The 14,642-nt window shown below is 58.1% G+C and carries 15 protein-coding genes; 6 read left to right on the top strand and 9 right to left on the bottom strand.

What is annotated here, in order from left to right:
• The first annotated feature begins 144 nt into the window (after nt 1–144).
• From AC2FLA_RS02475 to AC2FLA_RS02485, 3 genes are all read left to right on the top strand, one after another.
• Nucleotides 145–630 carry a (2Fe-2S)-binding protein gene (locus AC2FLA_RS02475; protein WP_496720225.1) on the top strand — a complete coding sequence of 162 codons (486 nt, stop codon included), beginning with the start codon at nt 145–147 and terminating at the stop codon, nt 628–630.
• An 80-nt stretch (nt 631–710) separates the two neighbouring features.
• Nucleotides 711–3,071 (top strand): xanthine dehydrogenase family protein molybdopterin-binding subunit, encoded by a 2,361-nt coding sequence (locus AC2FLA_RS02480; RefSeq protein ID WP_496720227.1) that lies wholly within the window; start codon nt 711–713, stop codon nt 3,069–3,071.
• 94 nt (nt 3,072–3,165) lie between these two features.
• Nucleotides 3,166–3,957 carry an FAD binding domain-containing protein gene (locus AC2FLA_RS02485; RefSeq protein WP_496720229.1) on the top strand — a complete coding sequence of 264 codons (792 nt, stop codon included), beginning with the start codon at nt 3,166–3,168 and terminating at the stop codon, nt 3,955–3,957.
• 47 nt (nt 3,958–4,004) lie between these two features.
• Here AC2FLA_RS02485 and AC2FLA_RS02490 read toward each other — a convergent pair whose 3' ends face one another.
• Nucleotides 4,005–4,892 carry a MurR/RpiR family transcriptional regulator gene (locus AC2FLA_RS02490; RefSeq protein WP_496720232.1) on the bottom strand — a complete coding sequence of 296 codons (888 nt, stop codon included), beginning with the start codon at nt 4,890–4,892 and terminating at the stop codon, nt 4,005–4,007.
• 102 nt (nt 4,893–4,994) lie between these two features.
• Here AC2FLA_RS02490 and AC2FLA_RS02495 point away from each other — a divergent pair, with 102 nt between their 5' ends.
• Both AC2FLA_RS02495 and AC2FLA_RS02500 read left to right on the top strand, forming a co-directional pair.
• Nucleotides 4,995–5,765 (top strand): beta-keto acid cleavage family enzyme, encoded by a 771-nt coding sequence (locus tag AC2FLA_RS02495; RefSeq protein ID WP_496720234.1) that lies wholly within the window; start codon nt 4,995–4,997, stop codon nt 5,763–5,765.
• On the top strand, nt 5,762–7,084 hold the full coding sequence (locus AC2FLA_RS02500; protein WP_496720236.1) for an aspartate aminotransferase family protein: 1,323 nt from the start codon (nt 5,762–5,764) through the stop codon (nt 7,082–7,084). Before AC2FLA_RS02495 ends, AC2FLA_RS02500 begins: the two co-directional genes overlap by 4 nt.
• An 87-nt stretch (nt 7,085–7,171) precedes the next feature.
• On the opposite strand, the gene infC is transcribed toward AC2FLA_RS02500, so the two are convergent.
• From infC to cobA, 7 genes are all read right to left on the bottom strand, one after another.
• Nucleotides 7,172–7,753 carry a translation initiation factor IF-3 gene (infC, locus tag AC2FLA_RS02505; protein WP_199520007.1) on the bottom strand — a complete coding sequence of 194 codons (582 nt, stop codon included), beginning with the start codon at nt 7,751–7,753 and terminating at the stop codon, nt 7,172–7,174.
• Between the two features lie 126 nt (nt 7,754–7,879).
• Complete coding sequence (locus tag AC2FLA_RS02510) at nt 7,880–8,713, bottom strand: ferredoxin--NADP reductase (RefSeq protein ID WP_113789088.1); 834 nt, start codon at nt 8,711–8,713, stop codon at nt 7,880–7,882.
• Between the two features lie 107 nt (nt 8,714–8,820).
• Nucleotides 8,821–9,228: a DUF934 domain-containing protein gene (locus tag AC2FLA_RS02515; protein ID WP_496720239.1), complete on the bottom strand. Its 408-nt coding sequence runs from the start codon at nt 9,226–9,228 to the stop codon at nt 8,821–8,823.
• Nucleotides 9,225–9,986, bottom strand: a complete 762-nt coding sequence (locus AC2FLA_RS02520) for a phosphoadenylyl-sulfate reductase (protein ID WP_282168401.1) — start codon at nt 9,984–9,986, stop codon at nt 9,225–9,227. Before AC2FLA_RS02520 ends, AC2FLA_RS02515 begins: the two co-directional genes overlap by 4 nt.
• A complete protein-coding gene (locus tag AC2FLA_RS02525) occupies nt 9,976–11,640 on the bottom strand; it encodes a nitrite/sulfite reductase (RefSeq protein WP_496720241.1) in 1,665 nt (554 codons plus the stop codon). Before AC2FLA_RS02525 ends, AC2FLA_RS02520 begins: the two co-directional genes overlap by 11 nt.
• Before the next feature lie 68 nt (nt 11,641–11,708).
• Entirely contained in the window at nt 11,709–12,023 is a 315-nt protein-coding gene (locus tag AC2FLA_RS02530; RefSeq protein WP_496720243.1) for a DUF2849 domain-containing protein, read from the bottom strand.
• The gene (gene cobA, locus AC2FLA_RS02535) at nt 12,023–12,799 is read right to left on the bottom strand and encodes a uroporphyrinogen-III C-methyltransferase (RefSeq protein WP_496720245.1); all 777 of its coding nucleotides are present in this window, start codon (nt 12,797–12,799) and stop codon (nt 12,023–12,025) included. The genes AC2FLA_RS02530 and cobA overlap by 1 nt, the downstream gene beginning before the upstream one ends.
• A gap of 143 nt (nt 12,800–12,942) precedes the next feature.
• Between cobA and AC2FLA_RS02540 the strand changes: the two genes are divergently transcribed.
• Nucleotides 12,943–13,422 (top strand): Lrp/AsnC family transcriptional regulator, encoded by a 480-nt coding sequence (locus tag AC2FLA_RS02540; protein ID WP_058271489.1) that lies wholly within the window; start codon nt 12,943–12,945, stop codon nt 13,420–13,422.
• Here AC2FLA_RS02540 and AC2FLA_RS02545 read toward each other — a convergent pair.
• A complete protein-coding gene (locus AC2FLA_RS02545) occupies nt 13,419–14,600 on the bottom strand; it encodes a cytochrome P450 (RefSeq protein WP_496720246.1) in 1,182 nt (393 codons plus the stop codon). The genes AC2FLA_RS02540 and AC2FLA_RS02545 overlap by 4 nt on opposite strands.
• Between the last annotated feature and the right edge of the window lie 42 nt (nt 14,601–14,642).

The raw sequence follows: 14,642 nt of genomic DNA on the forward strand, positions 1-14,642 counted from the left end.
GGAATTAGTTTTTCTTATTAGGCGGCTATGAAAGAAAAGACGACCCCGACGAACGTCGGATATTGGCGCTAAATATTTTTGTTCTCAAACAAATTTTCCCGTGTTTAACTCGGGACGAAGAATAATACGAAATGGGAGGAATCTATGACACAGGTCTCAATGACCGTGAACGGAAAGTCCGTGAGCGGTGACGTCGAGGGCCGGACGTTGTTGTCCGGTTTTCTGCGTGAACACCTGTCGCTGACTGGCACTCATGTCGGATGCGATACCGCACAGTGCGGCGCATGCGTGGTGCATGTGAACGGCGAGGCGGTCAAATCCTGTAACATGCTGGCGCTTGAGGCGGACGGGGCCGATGTCGGCACCATCGAAGGCCAGGCCAACGCGGATGGTTCGCTGAATGTGATCCAGCAGGCGTTTCAGGACCATCATGGCCTGCAATGCGGTTTCTGCACGCCAGGCATGGTGATGAGCGCGGCCGCGCTGTTGAAAGAGAACCCGCGCCCGACTGAGGCCGAAGTGCGCAAATATCTGGAAGGCAACCTGTGCCGCTGCACCGGATACCACAACATCGTCAAGGCGATCATGGCCGCATCGGGTCAGGACGTCAGCAGCACCGCTGCCGAATGATGCCGCTGCGGGCGTCCAAATAAACGCCCGTGGGATGACATAGGGTGCACACGCATCCGTTTATGGGAGGAGAACAAGCAATGCCCAAAGACAGTGGCATCGGAGCCAGTTCCAAGCGACGCGAAGACGTACGCTTTCTGACCGGAGCGGGAAATTATACCGACGACATCAACGTACATGGCCAGGCTTATGTGCATTTCCTGCGGTCCGACATTGCGCATGGCCGCATCAAGAGTATCGACACCTCAGCCGCCGAAGCTATGCCGGGCGTGGTCAAGGTTTTCACCGGCAAGGATTTCGAGGGCGTGGGCGGGATGCCTTGCGGCTGGGAAGTGACCGACAAGCACGGCGCGCCCATGCAGGAGCCGCCGCACCCCATTTTGGCACAAGGCAAGGTGCGCCATGTGGGCGACCCGATTGCAGCCGTTGTGGCCGACAGTCTGGAACAGGCCCGTGATGCGGCCGAGGCTATCGATCTGGATATCGAAGTACTGCCAGCTGTCATGAACATGAAGACCGCCGCACAAGATGGGGCGACGCTGGTCCATGACGATCTGAAGAACAACATCTGCTATGACTGGCAGTTGGGTGAGACTGACGACGCCAAGGTCGATGAGGTCTTTGCCAATGCAGCGCATGTCACGACGCTAGATCTGGTCAACAACCGGCTCGTCGCCAACCCGATGGAACCGCGTGTGGCGGTGGGTGAGTACAAGCCTGGCACGGGCGACTACACGCTCTTTACCACTTCGCAGAACCCGCATGTGATCCGTCTGCTGATGTGCGCCTTTGTTCTGGGCCTGCCCGAACACAAAGTGCGCGTGGTGGCCCCGGATGTGGGCGGCGGTTTTGGCACCAAGATCTTCCACTATGCGGAAGAAGCGTTCTGCACCTTTGCCGCCAAGGCCTGCAACCGTCCGGTCAAGTGGACATCCAGCCGGTCCGAGGCGTTCATGTCGGATGCCCATGGTCGCGACCATGTCAGCAAGATCGAATTGGCACTGGACGCAGACAACAACTTTATCGGTCTGCGCACGAACACCTATGCCAATCTGGGTGCGTATCTGTCGACTTTCTCCAGCTCGGTTCCGACCTGGCTGCACGGCACTCTGATGGCGGGCAACTACAAGACGCCAGTCATTCAGGTAAACGTGAAGGCGATGTTTACCAACACCGTACCGGTGGACGCCTATCGCGGTGCTGGACGCCCCGAGGCGACCTATCAGCTGGAGCGTGTCGTTGACAAAGCCGCACGCGAGTTGGGTGTTGATCCGATTGCCCTGCGCCGTCAAAACTTTATCACTCAGTTCCCCTATGACACTCCGGTCGCACTGACCTATGACACCGGGGATTACAACGGGACGATGGACAAGCTTGAGGCCGCCGCCGATCTGGCGGGTTTCGCCGCGCGTCGTGCGAAAAGCGAAGCCAACGGCAAGCTGCGCGGTCTGGGCATCAACTGCTATATCGAGGCCTGCGGTATCGCGCCTTCGAACATCGTCGGCATGTTGGGGGCCCGCGCGGGTCTTTATGATGCCGCAACTGTTCGGGTGAACGCCACCGGTTCGATCAGTGTCATGGTGGGGGCACATAGCCACGGGCAGGGGCACGAGACTGCCTTCCCGCAGGTTGTGGCCGACATGATCGGAATTGATGAGTCAATGGTCGAGATCGTGCATGGCGATACCTCAAAGATCCCGTTTGGCATGGGGACCTATGGCTCGCGTTCGCTGGCGGTTTGTGGCTCGGCCATGGTCAAAGCGACCGAGAAGGTGATCGAGAAAGCCAAGAAGATCGCAGCACACCTGCTGGAGGCGTCCGAGGCGGATATTGAACTGAAAGACGGTCAGTTCAGCGTCGCGGGTACCGACAAGTCGGTGGCCTGGGGTGATGTAACCCTGACGGCTTATGTACCACACAACTATCCGTTGGAAGTCGAACCCGGGTTGGAGGAGACCGCGTTTTATGACCCGGCCAACTTCACTTACCCGGCCGGCGCATATGCGTGCGAGGTCGAGGTTGACCCCGAGACCGGTCAGGTCACCATCGAGGCTTTCAATGCCGCAGATGACTTTGGCAACATCGTCAATCCTATGATCGTCGACGGTCAGGTCCATGGCGGCATTGGTCAGGGCATAGGTCAGGCTTTGCTTGAGAATTGTGCCTATGACGAGAACGGTCAGTTGCTGAGCGCGTCCTTCATGGACTACGCGATGCCGCGAGCTGATGACGTGCCATTCTATGGTGTGGATCATTCCAGCCAGACGCCCTGTACGCATAACCCATTGGGTGTGAAGGGCTGCGGTGAAGCCGGTGCAATTGGCTCGCCGCCGGCGGTGGTCAATGCGGTGTTGGATGCGCTGAACTCGGGCGGCAAGGCGGTCGATCACATCGATATGCCGGTGAGCCCGTCCCGCGTCTGGGCGGCGATGAACAGCTGATTGGTCGGGTGGTCTGGGGGCTTTGCCCCCAGACCCTCGGGATATTTTTAGCCAGATGAAGGGCGGATCCGCGCCTTTCGGAAAGGAAAGCGAAATGTACAATTTCGAGTTTGAAAAGCCCTCGACCGTTGCTGACGCCGTTTCGGCGTTGGGAGGCGAGGATGCACAGGCGTTGGGGGGCGGTCAGACGCTAATCCCAACGCTGAAACAGCGATTGGCAGCGCCGTCTACGCTGGTGTCGCTGGGTGGGATTCCCGACATACAGGGCGTCTGTATCGAGGATGACGGATCGGTGGCCATTGGTGGCGCGACGACCCACGCGACGGTGGCGTCGGAGGCCGCCGGCAGCTATCCGGCGCTGGCCGCACTGGCTGGGCAGATCGGCGATCCTGCGGTGCGCAATCGGGGGACAATCGGTGGCTCACTGGCCAACAATGATCCGGCCGCTTGCTACCCGGCGGGTGCTTTGGGATCAGGTGCGACGATTATCACCAATACGCGCCAAATCGCAGCAGATGATTTCTTCGAGGGTTTGTTTAGTACAGCCCTGGAGGAAGGTGAGATCATCACCACGGTCAATTTCCCGGTGCCACAAGCGGCCAGCTACCAGAAGTTCCTGCAACCCGCATCGCGCTTTGCGCTGGTTGGTGTCTATCTGGCACGTTTCGCCGACGGTGTTCGCGTTGCGGTAACAGGTGCCAGTGAGGATGGTGTGTTCCGCTGGTCCGAGGCCGAGGAAGCCCTGAACAAGGAGTTTCGGCAGGATGCATTGACCGGGCTGAGCATCAATCCCGCGAACATGATTGCCGACTTGCACGGCAGCAAGGCGTACCGCGCGCATCTGGTCAGTGTAATGACCAAGCGGGCCATTGAAGCCTGCATGTAAGCCCAAAACTGTCAAAAAAGCCCCGGCCATAAGGTCCGGGGCTTTTTTTATTTCCGTCTTATTCTGGGCGGCTGGGATGGTTGCCAGTATGCGCCTGTGTCTTCTCGGGACTTTTGGTAATTGTCCACGCGATTGCGCGCGGCGTCGCCGCCGGCTTGAAACAGGTGACCCAAAAGGCATTCCAGAACCACCATGGCCCCGGCATAGTTTGAGAAGTGGTGCAGAGATCGCGTGCTGACGGGGAAAACCACGTCCGGCTCGACCCCGGGTGCGATCACTTCGCTGTCGGCAATCAGGATGAGCGGCATGTTCATGCGTCGCGCCATTCGCATGGATTGGATAGTGTCAGCGGAATAGGGGTGGACGGTGATGGCGATCAGGCAGTCGTTGGGATTCGCATCCAACAGATCATCTGCCGCAGACCCCATGTGACGCGGAACAAGTTGCAGACCGGGGTGTGCCATGCGTCCGGCGTATGAAAAATAGTAAGACAAGGCATAGCTGGCGCGGGTAGCGGTGACAAAGCACCTGTCAGCAGACGTCATAATTTCAACGGCGCGCTTGACGCGTTCAGGGTTCATTAACCTCAGGGATCGCATGACGACGTTCTGTGCATTCTGGGCAAATTTTGCCTGAGCGGCACTGAATGCGTCACCGTCTTGCATGTCGGCAAGCCAGCTTTGGCTCAGATGATCCTCGCCATCTGTGACCAACGCATCGCGGAACGGAGCGCGCAGGCCGTCGAAGCGGTCATATCCCATCCGATCCGCTAGCCGGACCAGAACGTTCGAGCTAACGCCGATCTTTGCTGCGGTTTCTCGAATTGAGTCCAGCCCGAAATCTCCGGGATGGTCGAGGATGTATTTTGCCGCCATCTGCAATCCGGGAGGCAACTGGTCGATCTGCTGTCGCAGAGCTTCGGTGAGCTGGCTCAAAGACTTGGTCATCCGGGAGAATAAAACAAATGTTATGAAAGATGTAAATTGAAAACGCGCCTAAGGTCCTTAACTGGGTTAAAAGTTGAAAAGGGTGCTCTTATGTCCAAAACACTGCCGCAATCGCATTCGCCCTATGTTCTGGTGGCGCCGAACGGCGCCCGGAGGGGGCATGCGGATCACGTTCAGCTTCCGGTGTCGGTGCAGGAGATCGCATCGACTGCACAAAGCTGTTTTCGGGCCGGTGCAGATGGGATTCACCTGCATGTGCGCGATGATCAGGGGCAGCATTCTCTGGATGCCGGGCGTTATCTTGAGACGATGTCCGAGTTGCGTCGTGCCGTGCCTGAGATGGATGTTCAGATCACGACCGAGGCGGCGGGTATCTTTGATGTCCCGGCCCAATTGCACTGTTTGCAGCAGGTAAAGCCAAAATGGGCTTCGATCTCGGTCCGGGAAATCGCGCGCGCGCCGGACCTCGCGGATAAGGTTTACGGCCTGTGTGCCGAGCAGGGAACGCGTGTTCAGCATATACTCTATAACGATGAAGACGTAGCTCTGCTGGCTGACTGGCAAGCCCGCGGTATCGTCCGCGATGGGCAAACTGATCGGCTGTTGGTTCTGGGGCGTTACACCTCGGGGCAGGAATCCGCACCAGAAGACCTTGATCACTTTCCGCAAACCCACTCCAGTTGGATGGTTTGCGCATTTGGAAAGCAGGAACATGCTTGCCTTAAGACGGCTGCGGACCGTGGAGGGGATGTGCGGGTTGGATTTGAAAACAGTTTGACCGACCAGGACGGAAGTATCTGGGCGAACAACGCAGCGTCGGTGTCGGCGCTGGTCGCGGCTTTGAAAGGACCTCAGCCATGAGTCACGTTTTTCCACGTCATACCAAATCGAACTTGCCAGTCGCCGTTGGGGGCGACGGGTGTTACCTGATCGACGATCAGGGGCAACGCTATCTGGATTGTGGTGACGCTGCGGTGTCGTGCCTCGGGCATTCGAACCCGGCGGTTATCGAAGCCGTACAGCGGCAGGTCGAACAGATCGCTTTTGCACATACCGGTTTCATGACATCCGAACCTGCCGAAGCACTGGCCGATCTGTTGGTGGAACATGCTCCTGATGGTCTGGACCGTGTGTATTTCGTCTCAGGCGGGTCCGAGGCGACCGAGGCGGCGATGAAACTCGCGCGGCAGTACTTTCTTGAAATAGGCCAGCCCGAGCGTCGCCGGGTGATCGCGCGGCGGCAGAGCTATCACGGGAACACTTTGGGCGCGTTGTCGGCTGGAGGTAACGAATGGCGACGCGCGCAATTTGCACCGATGTTGATCGAGATGACACATATCGCGCCCTGCTTCGAATACGCTGAAAAGCCGGATACTGAGAGCAGTTTTGACTACGGCCAGCGCGTCGCGAATGAGTTGGAGGTCGAGATCCTGCGCTTGGGTCCTGAATCGGTTATGGCGTTCATGGCAGAACCCGTTGTGGGGGCAACGCTGGGTGCGGTTCCTGCCGTTGAGGGGTATTTTCAGCGTATTCGCCAGATATGTGACCAATATGGCGTTCTGTTGATTCTAGATGAAGTCATGTGTGGCATGGGGCGAACCGGGCATTTGTTTGCCTGCGATCATGATGGAATTTCGCCGGACATTCTGTGCATCGCCAAAGGGTTGGGTGCTGGATACCAACCGATTGGTGCGATGATGTGCACCGGGAAAATCTATGATGCAATCCGCGACGGGTCCGGGTTCTTTCAGCATGGTCACACCTATATCGGTCACCCGGTTGCTACGGCAGCGGCCCTGGCTGTTGTCACCGAACTGACCACGCGCGCGTTGCCCGCGCGCGCCGGCGTGATGGGCGAAAAGCTACAAGAGGCGTTGCGGGCCGAATTCGGACAGCATCCGAATGTCGGGGATATCCGCGGCAGGGGGCTGTTTCGAGGGCTGGAGTTGGTGGCTGACCGCGAAACAAAAACGCCGTTTGATCCGTCCCACGGCGTTGCGAGCAAAATCAAGAAAGCCGCCTTGGCCGAGGGGCTGATCTGCTACCCCATGGCCGGTACACGGGATGGGCGGGTTGGGGATCATGTCCTGCTGGCTCCGCCGTTCATCATAGAAGACGCGCAGATAGACGAGCTTGTGGGCAAACTTCGTCGGGCGATCTCGACCTCGATCCCCGGCTGAAGCGCCGCTTGGCCTGTACCATAGAACCAACAAAAAACCCTGTCAGAGCTGATCTGACAGGGTTTCAAATTCGATATGCACAGGGGTTTATTTCTGTGGCAGCGGACCGATCAGCATGATCATCTGACGGCCTTCCATCTTCGGCATGTTTTCAACCTTGCCGATCTCTTTGGTGTCGGCTGCAACACGTTCCAAAAGCTCACGACCCAAATTTTGGTGTGCCATTTCACGGCCGCGGAAACGCAGGGTCACTTTGACCTTGTCCCCGTTTTCAAGAAACTTGAACACGTTCCGCATTTTCACGTCGTAATCATGAGTGTCAGTGTTGGGTCGGAATTTGACCTCTTTGATCTCAATGATCTTCTGTTTTTTGCGGGCTTCGGCTTCGCGTTTCTGCGTCTCGTACTTGAACTTACCGAAGTCCATAATTTTGCAGACCGGCGGGTTTGCGTTGGGCGAAATTTCGACCAGATCAAGACCGGCATCAACTGCCATCTGCATGGCTTTGGCGGGATGAACCACCCCGACATTTTCACCTTCAGCGCCAATCAGACGGATTTCGGGGGCACGGATCTTATCATTGACGCGGGGGCCGGTGTCTCTTTGCGGCGGCGCGTTGTGAGGTCTGCGGGCTATGGGTTCATTCCTTTGATGATTGCAGAAATTCAAGGCCGGAATTTAGACTGGCCTGCACGCCGATTCAAGCGGCATAAGTGCAGGCCAGCCCGAAAAGTCGGGGTTTGTCAGAGTTTTTCGCCAGTCCGGGGCCAAATGCCCCGGATCAGGTGCATCAGGTTAACCAACAAAGGCTTTTTCGATGACAAATTCCTTGGGTTCGGAATTAGCACCTTCGCGCAGGTCGAACTCCTCCAGAATCTTTTTGATGTCCAAGTTGAAGGCCAAAGACCCGCAGACCATCGCGCGGTCGGTTTCCGGTTTGATGCCGCCTTCGATGCCCAGATCAGCAAAAACCGTGCCGTCTTTCAGCAATTCGGTGATGCGGCCCATCTTGGGGCTCTCTTCCCGTGTGGTGGTCGGATAATAGCGGATCTTGTCGGCAAAGCCTTCGCCCATCAGCTCGGCCAGCATCTCATCCTGGCGGATGCTTTCGATCAGCTGACGGCCATATTCCAATTCACCCACTTCGCGGCAGGTGTGGGTGATGATCACCTCGTCGTAATCCTCATAGGTCTGCGGCTCGCGCAGCAAGGACGCGAAGGGCGCAAAACCTGTTCCGGTGGCAAAGAACCACAGGCGTTTGCCGGGCAACAGCGCGTCATGCACCAGCGTGCCAACAGGCTTGGGCCGCAGGATGATCTGATCACCCGGTTTGATGTGTTGCAGTTTCGATGTCAGTGGGCCGTCCTGCACCTTGATCGAATAGAACTCCAGCTCTTCGTCCCAGGATGGCGACGCGATGGAATACGCGCGCAACAGCGGCTTGCCGTTGTCGCCCAGCAGGCCGATCATCACGAACTCGCCCGAGCGGAAGCGCAGTGAGGCGGGACGCGAGACCTTGAAGGAAAACAGGCTGTCGGTCCAATGTTTGACGTCTGTTACGGTCTGGGCGTCCGGAAGGACGGGGGCCTTGACGGCGGTTGCTTCGGTCACGGGTTTCATCTCTGTCATCGTTTCACTGCCGGTTGGGTAAACCGACATCTCCGTTTAATCTTTGATCCAAGTCAGGAAAAGGGGCTAAATGCCCCTTTACAGTCACAAGCTGGCGATTGGCGGGGTTAGCCGCGCAGGCGGGCCTGATAGCTATGATCTTTCCAGTTGGCGCGGGCCAGCCACTGATCTTCGGGCTGGCGATTGGCCAGTGCGTCGTCGATTTCGACCTCATCGAACCCGCTGCGGCGCGCCATGGCGTACTGGTCGGCCAGAACGTGGCCTCTGGCCCGCAGGCGGCCTGTGAAACCTTTCAGGCGCAGCACGCGCGCGATGGTAAAGCCGCGGCCATCCGCCGAAGACGGGAAGTCCACGCGGACCATGCGGGCGCTGCCCAGGCGGTCAACCAGTTCATCAGGATCAGTGCCCGAGGCCACGTCCAGCGCAACCACATCATTGGCAGCGTCCTCAAGCGTGACAAAGCCATCTGTCCAGTCGTCAGGGGCGAACCCCTCATCCGTAACGATTACGTTCATGTTTTCTCTCCAGCGCGCACCATCTTGCCGTCGACAAAATGGATGCCGCATTCTTCTTTGTTCTGATCGCGCCAGCGTCCGGCGCGGGGGTCTTCGCCTTCTTTGACCGGCGAGGTGCAGGGCGCACAACCGATCGAGGGGTAACCTTTGGCCACCAGCGGATGCCGGGGCAGGTTGTTTTCATCCATATAGGCGCGCACGTCTTCGGGCGCCCAATGGGCCAGTGGGTTCACCTTGATCCGGCCGGTGCCGTCCTCGACCTCAAAGAAGTCAAGCGCGGCGCGTGTGCCAGACTGGAACCGCTTCCGACCCGAGATCCAGCCGTCATAACCCGCCAAAGCACGCTGCAGCGGGAAGGTTTTGCGCAGGTTGCAGCAGGCATCCGTGTCGCTCAGGCGCAAGGCGCCGTATGGGTCTTCGCGCTGAACATCCTCATCATCTGCGCGGATGATGTGAACGTTCTTCAGGCCAAGCCGATCTGAAACGTCCTGCTGGTATTCCAGCGTTTCGGTGAACAGCATCTGTGTGTCCACGAACAGGACTGGCGTGGCTTTGTCGACCACGGCTGCCATGTGCAACAACACCACCGATTCCGCCCCAAAGCTGGAGACCAAAGCAAGCTCTTCGATTGCCTCCAACGCGCCATGCATGACGTCATGGGCACTGTGGTGGCGGAACTGGGTGTTCAGCGCTTCGACCTTTTCGGTCAGCTCTGCGCGGTCAACCCCCAGTTCCGTCTGGATCAGGTCAAGCGGCATTCGCTCGCGCCTCGGGGTAGAGGGCTGCCTTGAACGGTGCCATGCCTACGCGGCGATAGGTTTCAAGGAATGTCTCTTCGGCGCCGTCGCGCTGTTCCAGATAGGTTTCGACGATACGTTCGACGGCAGGCACGATCTCATCATAGGCAAAGCCCGGTCCGGTGCGGTCGCCAACGGCCGCAGTTTCGGTCGCGTCACCACCCAGAGTGATCTGGTAGTTCTCGACGCCTGCGCGATCCAGACCCAGGATGCCGATGTGACCCACGTGGTGGTGACCACATGCGTTGATGCAGCCCGAGATCTTGATCTTCAGGTGGCCGATATCATGCTCAAGCTTCAGATCATCGAAACGGGTCGCGATTTCCTGTGCAACCGGGATTGAACGGGCTGTTGCCAGCGCGCAGTAATCCATGCCGGGGCAGGCGATGATGTCGCTGATCAGGCCGATATTGGCGGTGGCCAACTCATGCTCTTTCAGACGAGCGTGGATCGTGGGCAGGTCCGACTTGTGGACATGCGGCAGGATCACGTTCTGCTCATGGCTGATGCGTAGCTCGTCATAGGCGAACTCTTCGGCCAGATCGGCCATTACGCGCATTTGCTCAGCAGTCGCATCGCCCGGCGTCTGACCGTGCTTCTTGATCGAGATTGTGACGATCGCGTGATCCGCGTTCTTGTGCGGCGCGATGTTGGTGTCGACCCACGACCGGAAGACCGGATCGTTGGTGTAGGCGCTTTCAAACGACGCAACCGAGGCTTCACGGAAGGTTGGCGGGGCAAAGTGACCCTTGATCTCTTCCAGCAGGTTCATGTCCGCGCCTTTGAACTGCGGGCGGACCTTCAAGAAGCGCTCGTTCACCTTGGCGCGGATTGTGTCGATGCCATGCTCATGCACGGTGATCTTGATGCGGGCTTTGTACTTGTTGTCGCGACGGCCGATCTGGTTCCACACGGAAACGGTGGCTTCGAGATACGCCAGCAGGTCGTCAAACGCGACGAATTCAGACAGCTCTTTACCGATCATCGGGGTACGACCCAAACCGCCACCCACGATCACGCGGGCACCCAGAACGCCGTCTCGTTCAACCAGTTGCAGGCCGATGTCATGCGCTTTGATCACGGCGCGGTCATTTTCCGAGCCAGTGATTGCGATCTTGAACTTACGCGGCATGAACTGGAATTCCGGGTGGTCGGTCGACCACTGGCGCAGCAGTTCGGCATAGGGGCGCGGATCGGCGACTTCGTCCGCGGCAGCACCGGCGAAATGGTCGGCGGTCACGTTGCGGATGGTATTGCCCGAGGTCTGAATAGCGTGCATGCCAACCTCGGCCAGCGCGTCCAGCATATCCGGCACATCATTCAGTTTCGGCCAGTTGTACTGGATGTTCTGACGGGTGGTGAAGTGGCCATAGCCCTTGTCCCACTTCTCGGCCAGCAGGGCCAGTTGACGCATTTGCGCGCTGGACAGCGTGCCGTAAGGGATAGCAACCCGCAGCATATAGGCGTGCAACTGCAGATACAGGCCGTTCATCAGGCGCAGCGGTTTGAACTCGTCTTCGGTGAGCGAGCCGTCAATGCGGCGCTCAACCTGCGCGCGGAACTGCGCGTTACGTTCTGCCAAAAATGCTGTGTCGAACTCGGAGTAGCGATACATGATTAGCTGTCCTTAGTTGCAGCCCCGAACCTTGGGGCCTTGAGTAGGGGAGAGAGACGGGCCAGAGGTCAGGCCCGGGGCTGCGGGGAAGTTTCCTGTTTGCCGTGGGCATAGTTGGACGGACCAGTGCGGCGGAAGTCTTCCCGGAAATGGGTGGGCTCAGGGCCATTGTCGCCGGCAATGGCGTCGGCCAGATATGCCCCGACGATTTTGTTGGCCTGGCGCGAGGCATCCAGAAGACGCACCTGCGCGTGGGCTTCGTCGGTGATCAACTCGGCCTCGGTCAGCTCGCGCGACCACCGATCGTCTTCGGTCAAATAGATGACGTCACCTTCCAACAGGTCGTTGGCGGTCACTACTTTGGGGGTAAAAGCGCGGGCCATCAGGCGTGCTCCTTCTTAAATTCGGTCAGGGCCACGGCCGCCTGGCGTGGGGCGAGGCCATAAAATGTCAGGGTAGGGCCGTCCATTTCGGCGGCGTTCAAATCGGTGGGCAACTGGTCCAGAGTCGTTTCCAGAATGCGCTGGTCGGGGCGCGTAGCGTTTTCAACCAACGTCACCGGCGTCTGCCGATCTGCACCGTGCATGATCAGGCGACCCTGAATGAAACGAGCGGACTTTTTGCCCATGTAAATCGCGGCAACCGAACCGGCGCGTGCCAAGGCAGTCCAGTCGTGATCCGCAAACCCTTTCATGTCGTGGCCGGTCAGAAAACGGACCGAAGAATTGCGTCCACGCCGTGTCAGGCTTTGACCAATTCCGGCAACCGCTGCCGATGCAGCTGTGATGCCCGGTACGATCCGCCACGAGATACCAGCAGCCCCAACCGCCTCAATCTCTTCATCCAGACGTCCAAATACGGTCGGATCGCCGGACTTCAGGCGCACAACGCGCTGACCTTCCAGGGCGTGCTCGACCAGCAGGGAGTCAATGTCTTCTTGTTTCCAAGACGGGCCGAAACCGGCCTTGCCAACATCGACCAGAACAGCGGTCTTTCCGGCTAAGGCTAGGACCTCATCACTGATCAGACGGTCATGCAGAACAACATCCGCGCGCTCAAAGGCGTTCAGTGCCTTGAGCGTCAGCAATTCCGGATCGCCCGGACCCGCGCCGACAAAGTCGACATGTCCTGTGCCATCATATGATTGCGTAAGCTGCATTTCGTGTCCCGAGTGTGGTTTGACTTGTCTTGCAATATAGGAAATATTCCCGCCAATACGCCATATAGGCGAGCAAATAAGGACAAATGTTCCACGCCAACGGCAAAACGGGACATTGGTTTCGAAACGAAGGGAATTTTGGAATGTCGGTGCGGATTGACGATACGGATCGGAAAATTCTGGTCGAGCTGCAGCGGGACGCCAGTCAATCGCTGGACGAAATAGCCGCTCGTGTCGGCAGTTCCAAGACCCCGGTCTGGAATCGGATACGCAAGCTGAAAGGAGCCGGAGTGATCGGTCAACAGACCGTATTGCTGGACGCCGAAGCGCTGGGATTCGAAGCCACGTTTTTTGTTCTGATCCGAACGTCGGAACACGAGGCTGACTGGCAGCATAAATTCCTGAAAGCCCTGCGGGACAGGCCCGAAGTTCAAGAGGCGCATCGGCTGGCCGGCGACATCGACTATATCCTGAAGGTGCGGGTCAAGAACGCCCGTGCCTATGACGAATTCTATCAGGCGCTGATTTCAGAAGTGCGCGTGCACAACGTGACCGCCTTGCTGTCGATGGAAGAGATCAAGTCCACCACGATGTTGCCTCTGAAAGCGCTGATCGAAAGCTAGGTCTGCACCATCAGTTTGGTCAGCCCGTGGAAATGGTAAGTGTTCGAATACTCGGGCTCGGCGCTTAGGCGCAGGTTCGGATATCTTTCGAACAGCGCGGACAGTGCGATGCGCATTTCCATCCGTGCCAGCGGGGCACCAACGCAAAAGTGCAGGCCGCCACCGAAACTGGTGTTCGTGACGATGGCGCGGGTGGGATCAAACCTGCCCGGGTCGCCCCAGACTGCTGGATCCCGGTTCGCCGCGCCCAGTAGTAGCGCGACCTCATCACCACGTTTGAAACTGTGCCCAAATGCGTCGATGTCTTCATAAGCATAGCGGGTGAACATGTGCAGCGGTGGGTCAAAGCGCAAAATCTCTTCTACCGTGCGATCGATGCTGTCCGGCGCAAAGTGTTGCGGTCCGATGCTATTTTGCAAAACGGTCTTAACGCCGTTTCCAAGTGAATGCACGGTCGCTTCGTGCCCGGCATTCAAAAGCAGGATGCAGGTGGCGACCAGCTCTTCGCGTGAGAGCTTTTCGCCATCTTCTTCAGCCACGATCAACCGTGTGATCAGATCGTCCTGCGGATCGCTGCGGCGCTGCTCGATGTAGTCGATCAGAAAGTCGGTGAATGCTTGAGATGAGGCTGCGGCAGCGGTCTCAGTCTCGGGCGTACGGCTGGCTTGATACATCGCCACCATATCATGTGACCAGCGTAGCAGACTGGGTGACATATCCTCGGGCACGCCCAGAAGGCGGCAGATCGTGATGACCGGAACTTGGGTGCAAAAGGTAGAGAGCAAATCGAACGGTTGGTCGGGAAATGCGTCAATCAAAGAATGGGTTAGGTCGTGAATCGAAGGTTCCAGCGCCGATATGGCACGCGACGTGAATGCCCGCATCACCAATGCGCGCAAACGTGTGTGTCTTGGCGGTTCGGCTTCCAGCAACGAATGCGCCTCGACTGCCAGCCAAGGGGCAAGATGCGCCGGACCTGGGGTTCGCATTTCTTCGGGTACTTCCCGGCCAAAGCGGCGGTCTTTCAAAAGCGCCGAGACCGCCCGCTGTGATACAGCGGCGACTTTCCGATACTCCTCCCAATAGACCAGATCACCGCTCGCGCGGGCCTGATCATAGAGCGGGTAGGGGTTTTGCACGAATTCCGGATCGACCGGAGATTGAAATACCGTCTTCATGCGGCGCAGACTTGCCATGCGGCGCGCCGAATGCAAGACCCT

It is taken from the genome of Ruegeria sp. CDSA033 (assembly GCF_059612305.1).

Coding starts and splice junctions, on each gene's coding strand:
- AC2FLA_RS02515 (WP_496720239.1), bottom strand. CDS start 9,228: ATGAACGTAATCGTTACGGATGAGGGGTTCGCCCCTGACGACTGGACA.
- AC2FLA_RS02495 (WP_496720234.1), top strand. CDS start 4,995: ATGTCCAAAACACTGCCGCAATCGCATTCGCCCTATGTTCTGGTGGCG.
- AC2FLA_RS02475 (WP_496720225.1), top strand. CDS start 145: ATGACACAGGTCTCAATGACCGTGAACGGAAAGTCCGTGAGCGGTGAC.
- AC2FLA_RS02485 (WP_496720229.1), top strand. CDS start 3,166: ATGTACAATTTCGAGTTTGAAAAGCCCTCGACCGTTGCTGACGCCGTT.
- AC2FLA_RS02480 (WP_496720227.1), top strand. CDS start 711: ATGCCCAAAGACAGTGGCATCGGAGCCAGTTCCAAGCGACGCGAAGAC.
- cobA (WP_496720245.1), bottom strand. CDS start 12,799: ATGCAGCTTACGCAATCATATGATGGCACAGGACATGTCGACTTTGTC.
- AC2FLA_RS02530 (WP_496720243.1), bottom strand. CDS start 12,023: ATGGCCCGCGCTTTTACCCCCAAAGTAGTGACCGCCAACGACCTGTTG.
- AC2FLA_RS02510 (WP_113789088.1), bottom strand. CDS start 8,713: ATGACAGAGATGAAACCCGTGACCGAAGCAACCGCCGTCAAGGCCCCC.
- AC2FLA_RS02500 (WP_496720236.1), top strand. CDS start 5,762: ATGAGTCACGTTTTTCCACGTCATACCAAATCGAACTTGCCAGTCGCC.
- AC2FLA_RS02540 (WP_058271489.1), top strand. CDS start 12,943: ATGTCGGTGCGGATTGACGATACGGATCGGAAAATTCTGGTCGAGCTG.
- AC2FLA_RS02525 (WP_496720241.1), bottom strand. CDS start 11,640: ATGTATCGCTACTCCGAGTTCGACACAGCATTTTTGGCAGAACGTAAC.
- AC2FLA_RS02545 (WP_496720246.1), bottom strand. CDS start 14,600: ATGAAGACGGTATTTCAATCTCCGGTCGATCCGGAATTCGTGCAAAAC.
- AC2FLA_RS02520 (WP_282168401.1), bottom strand. CDS start 9,986: ATGCCGCTTGACCTGATCCAGACGGAACTGGGGGTTGACCGCGCAGAG.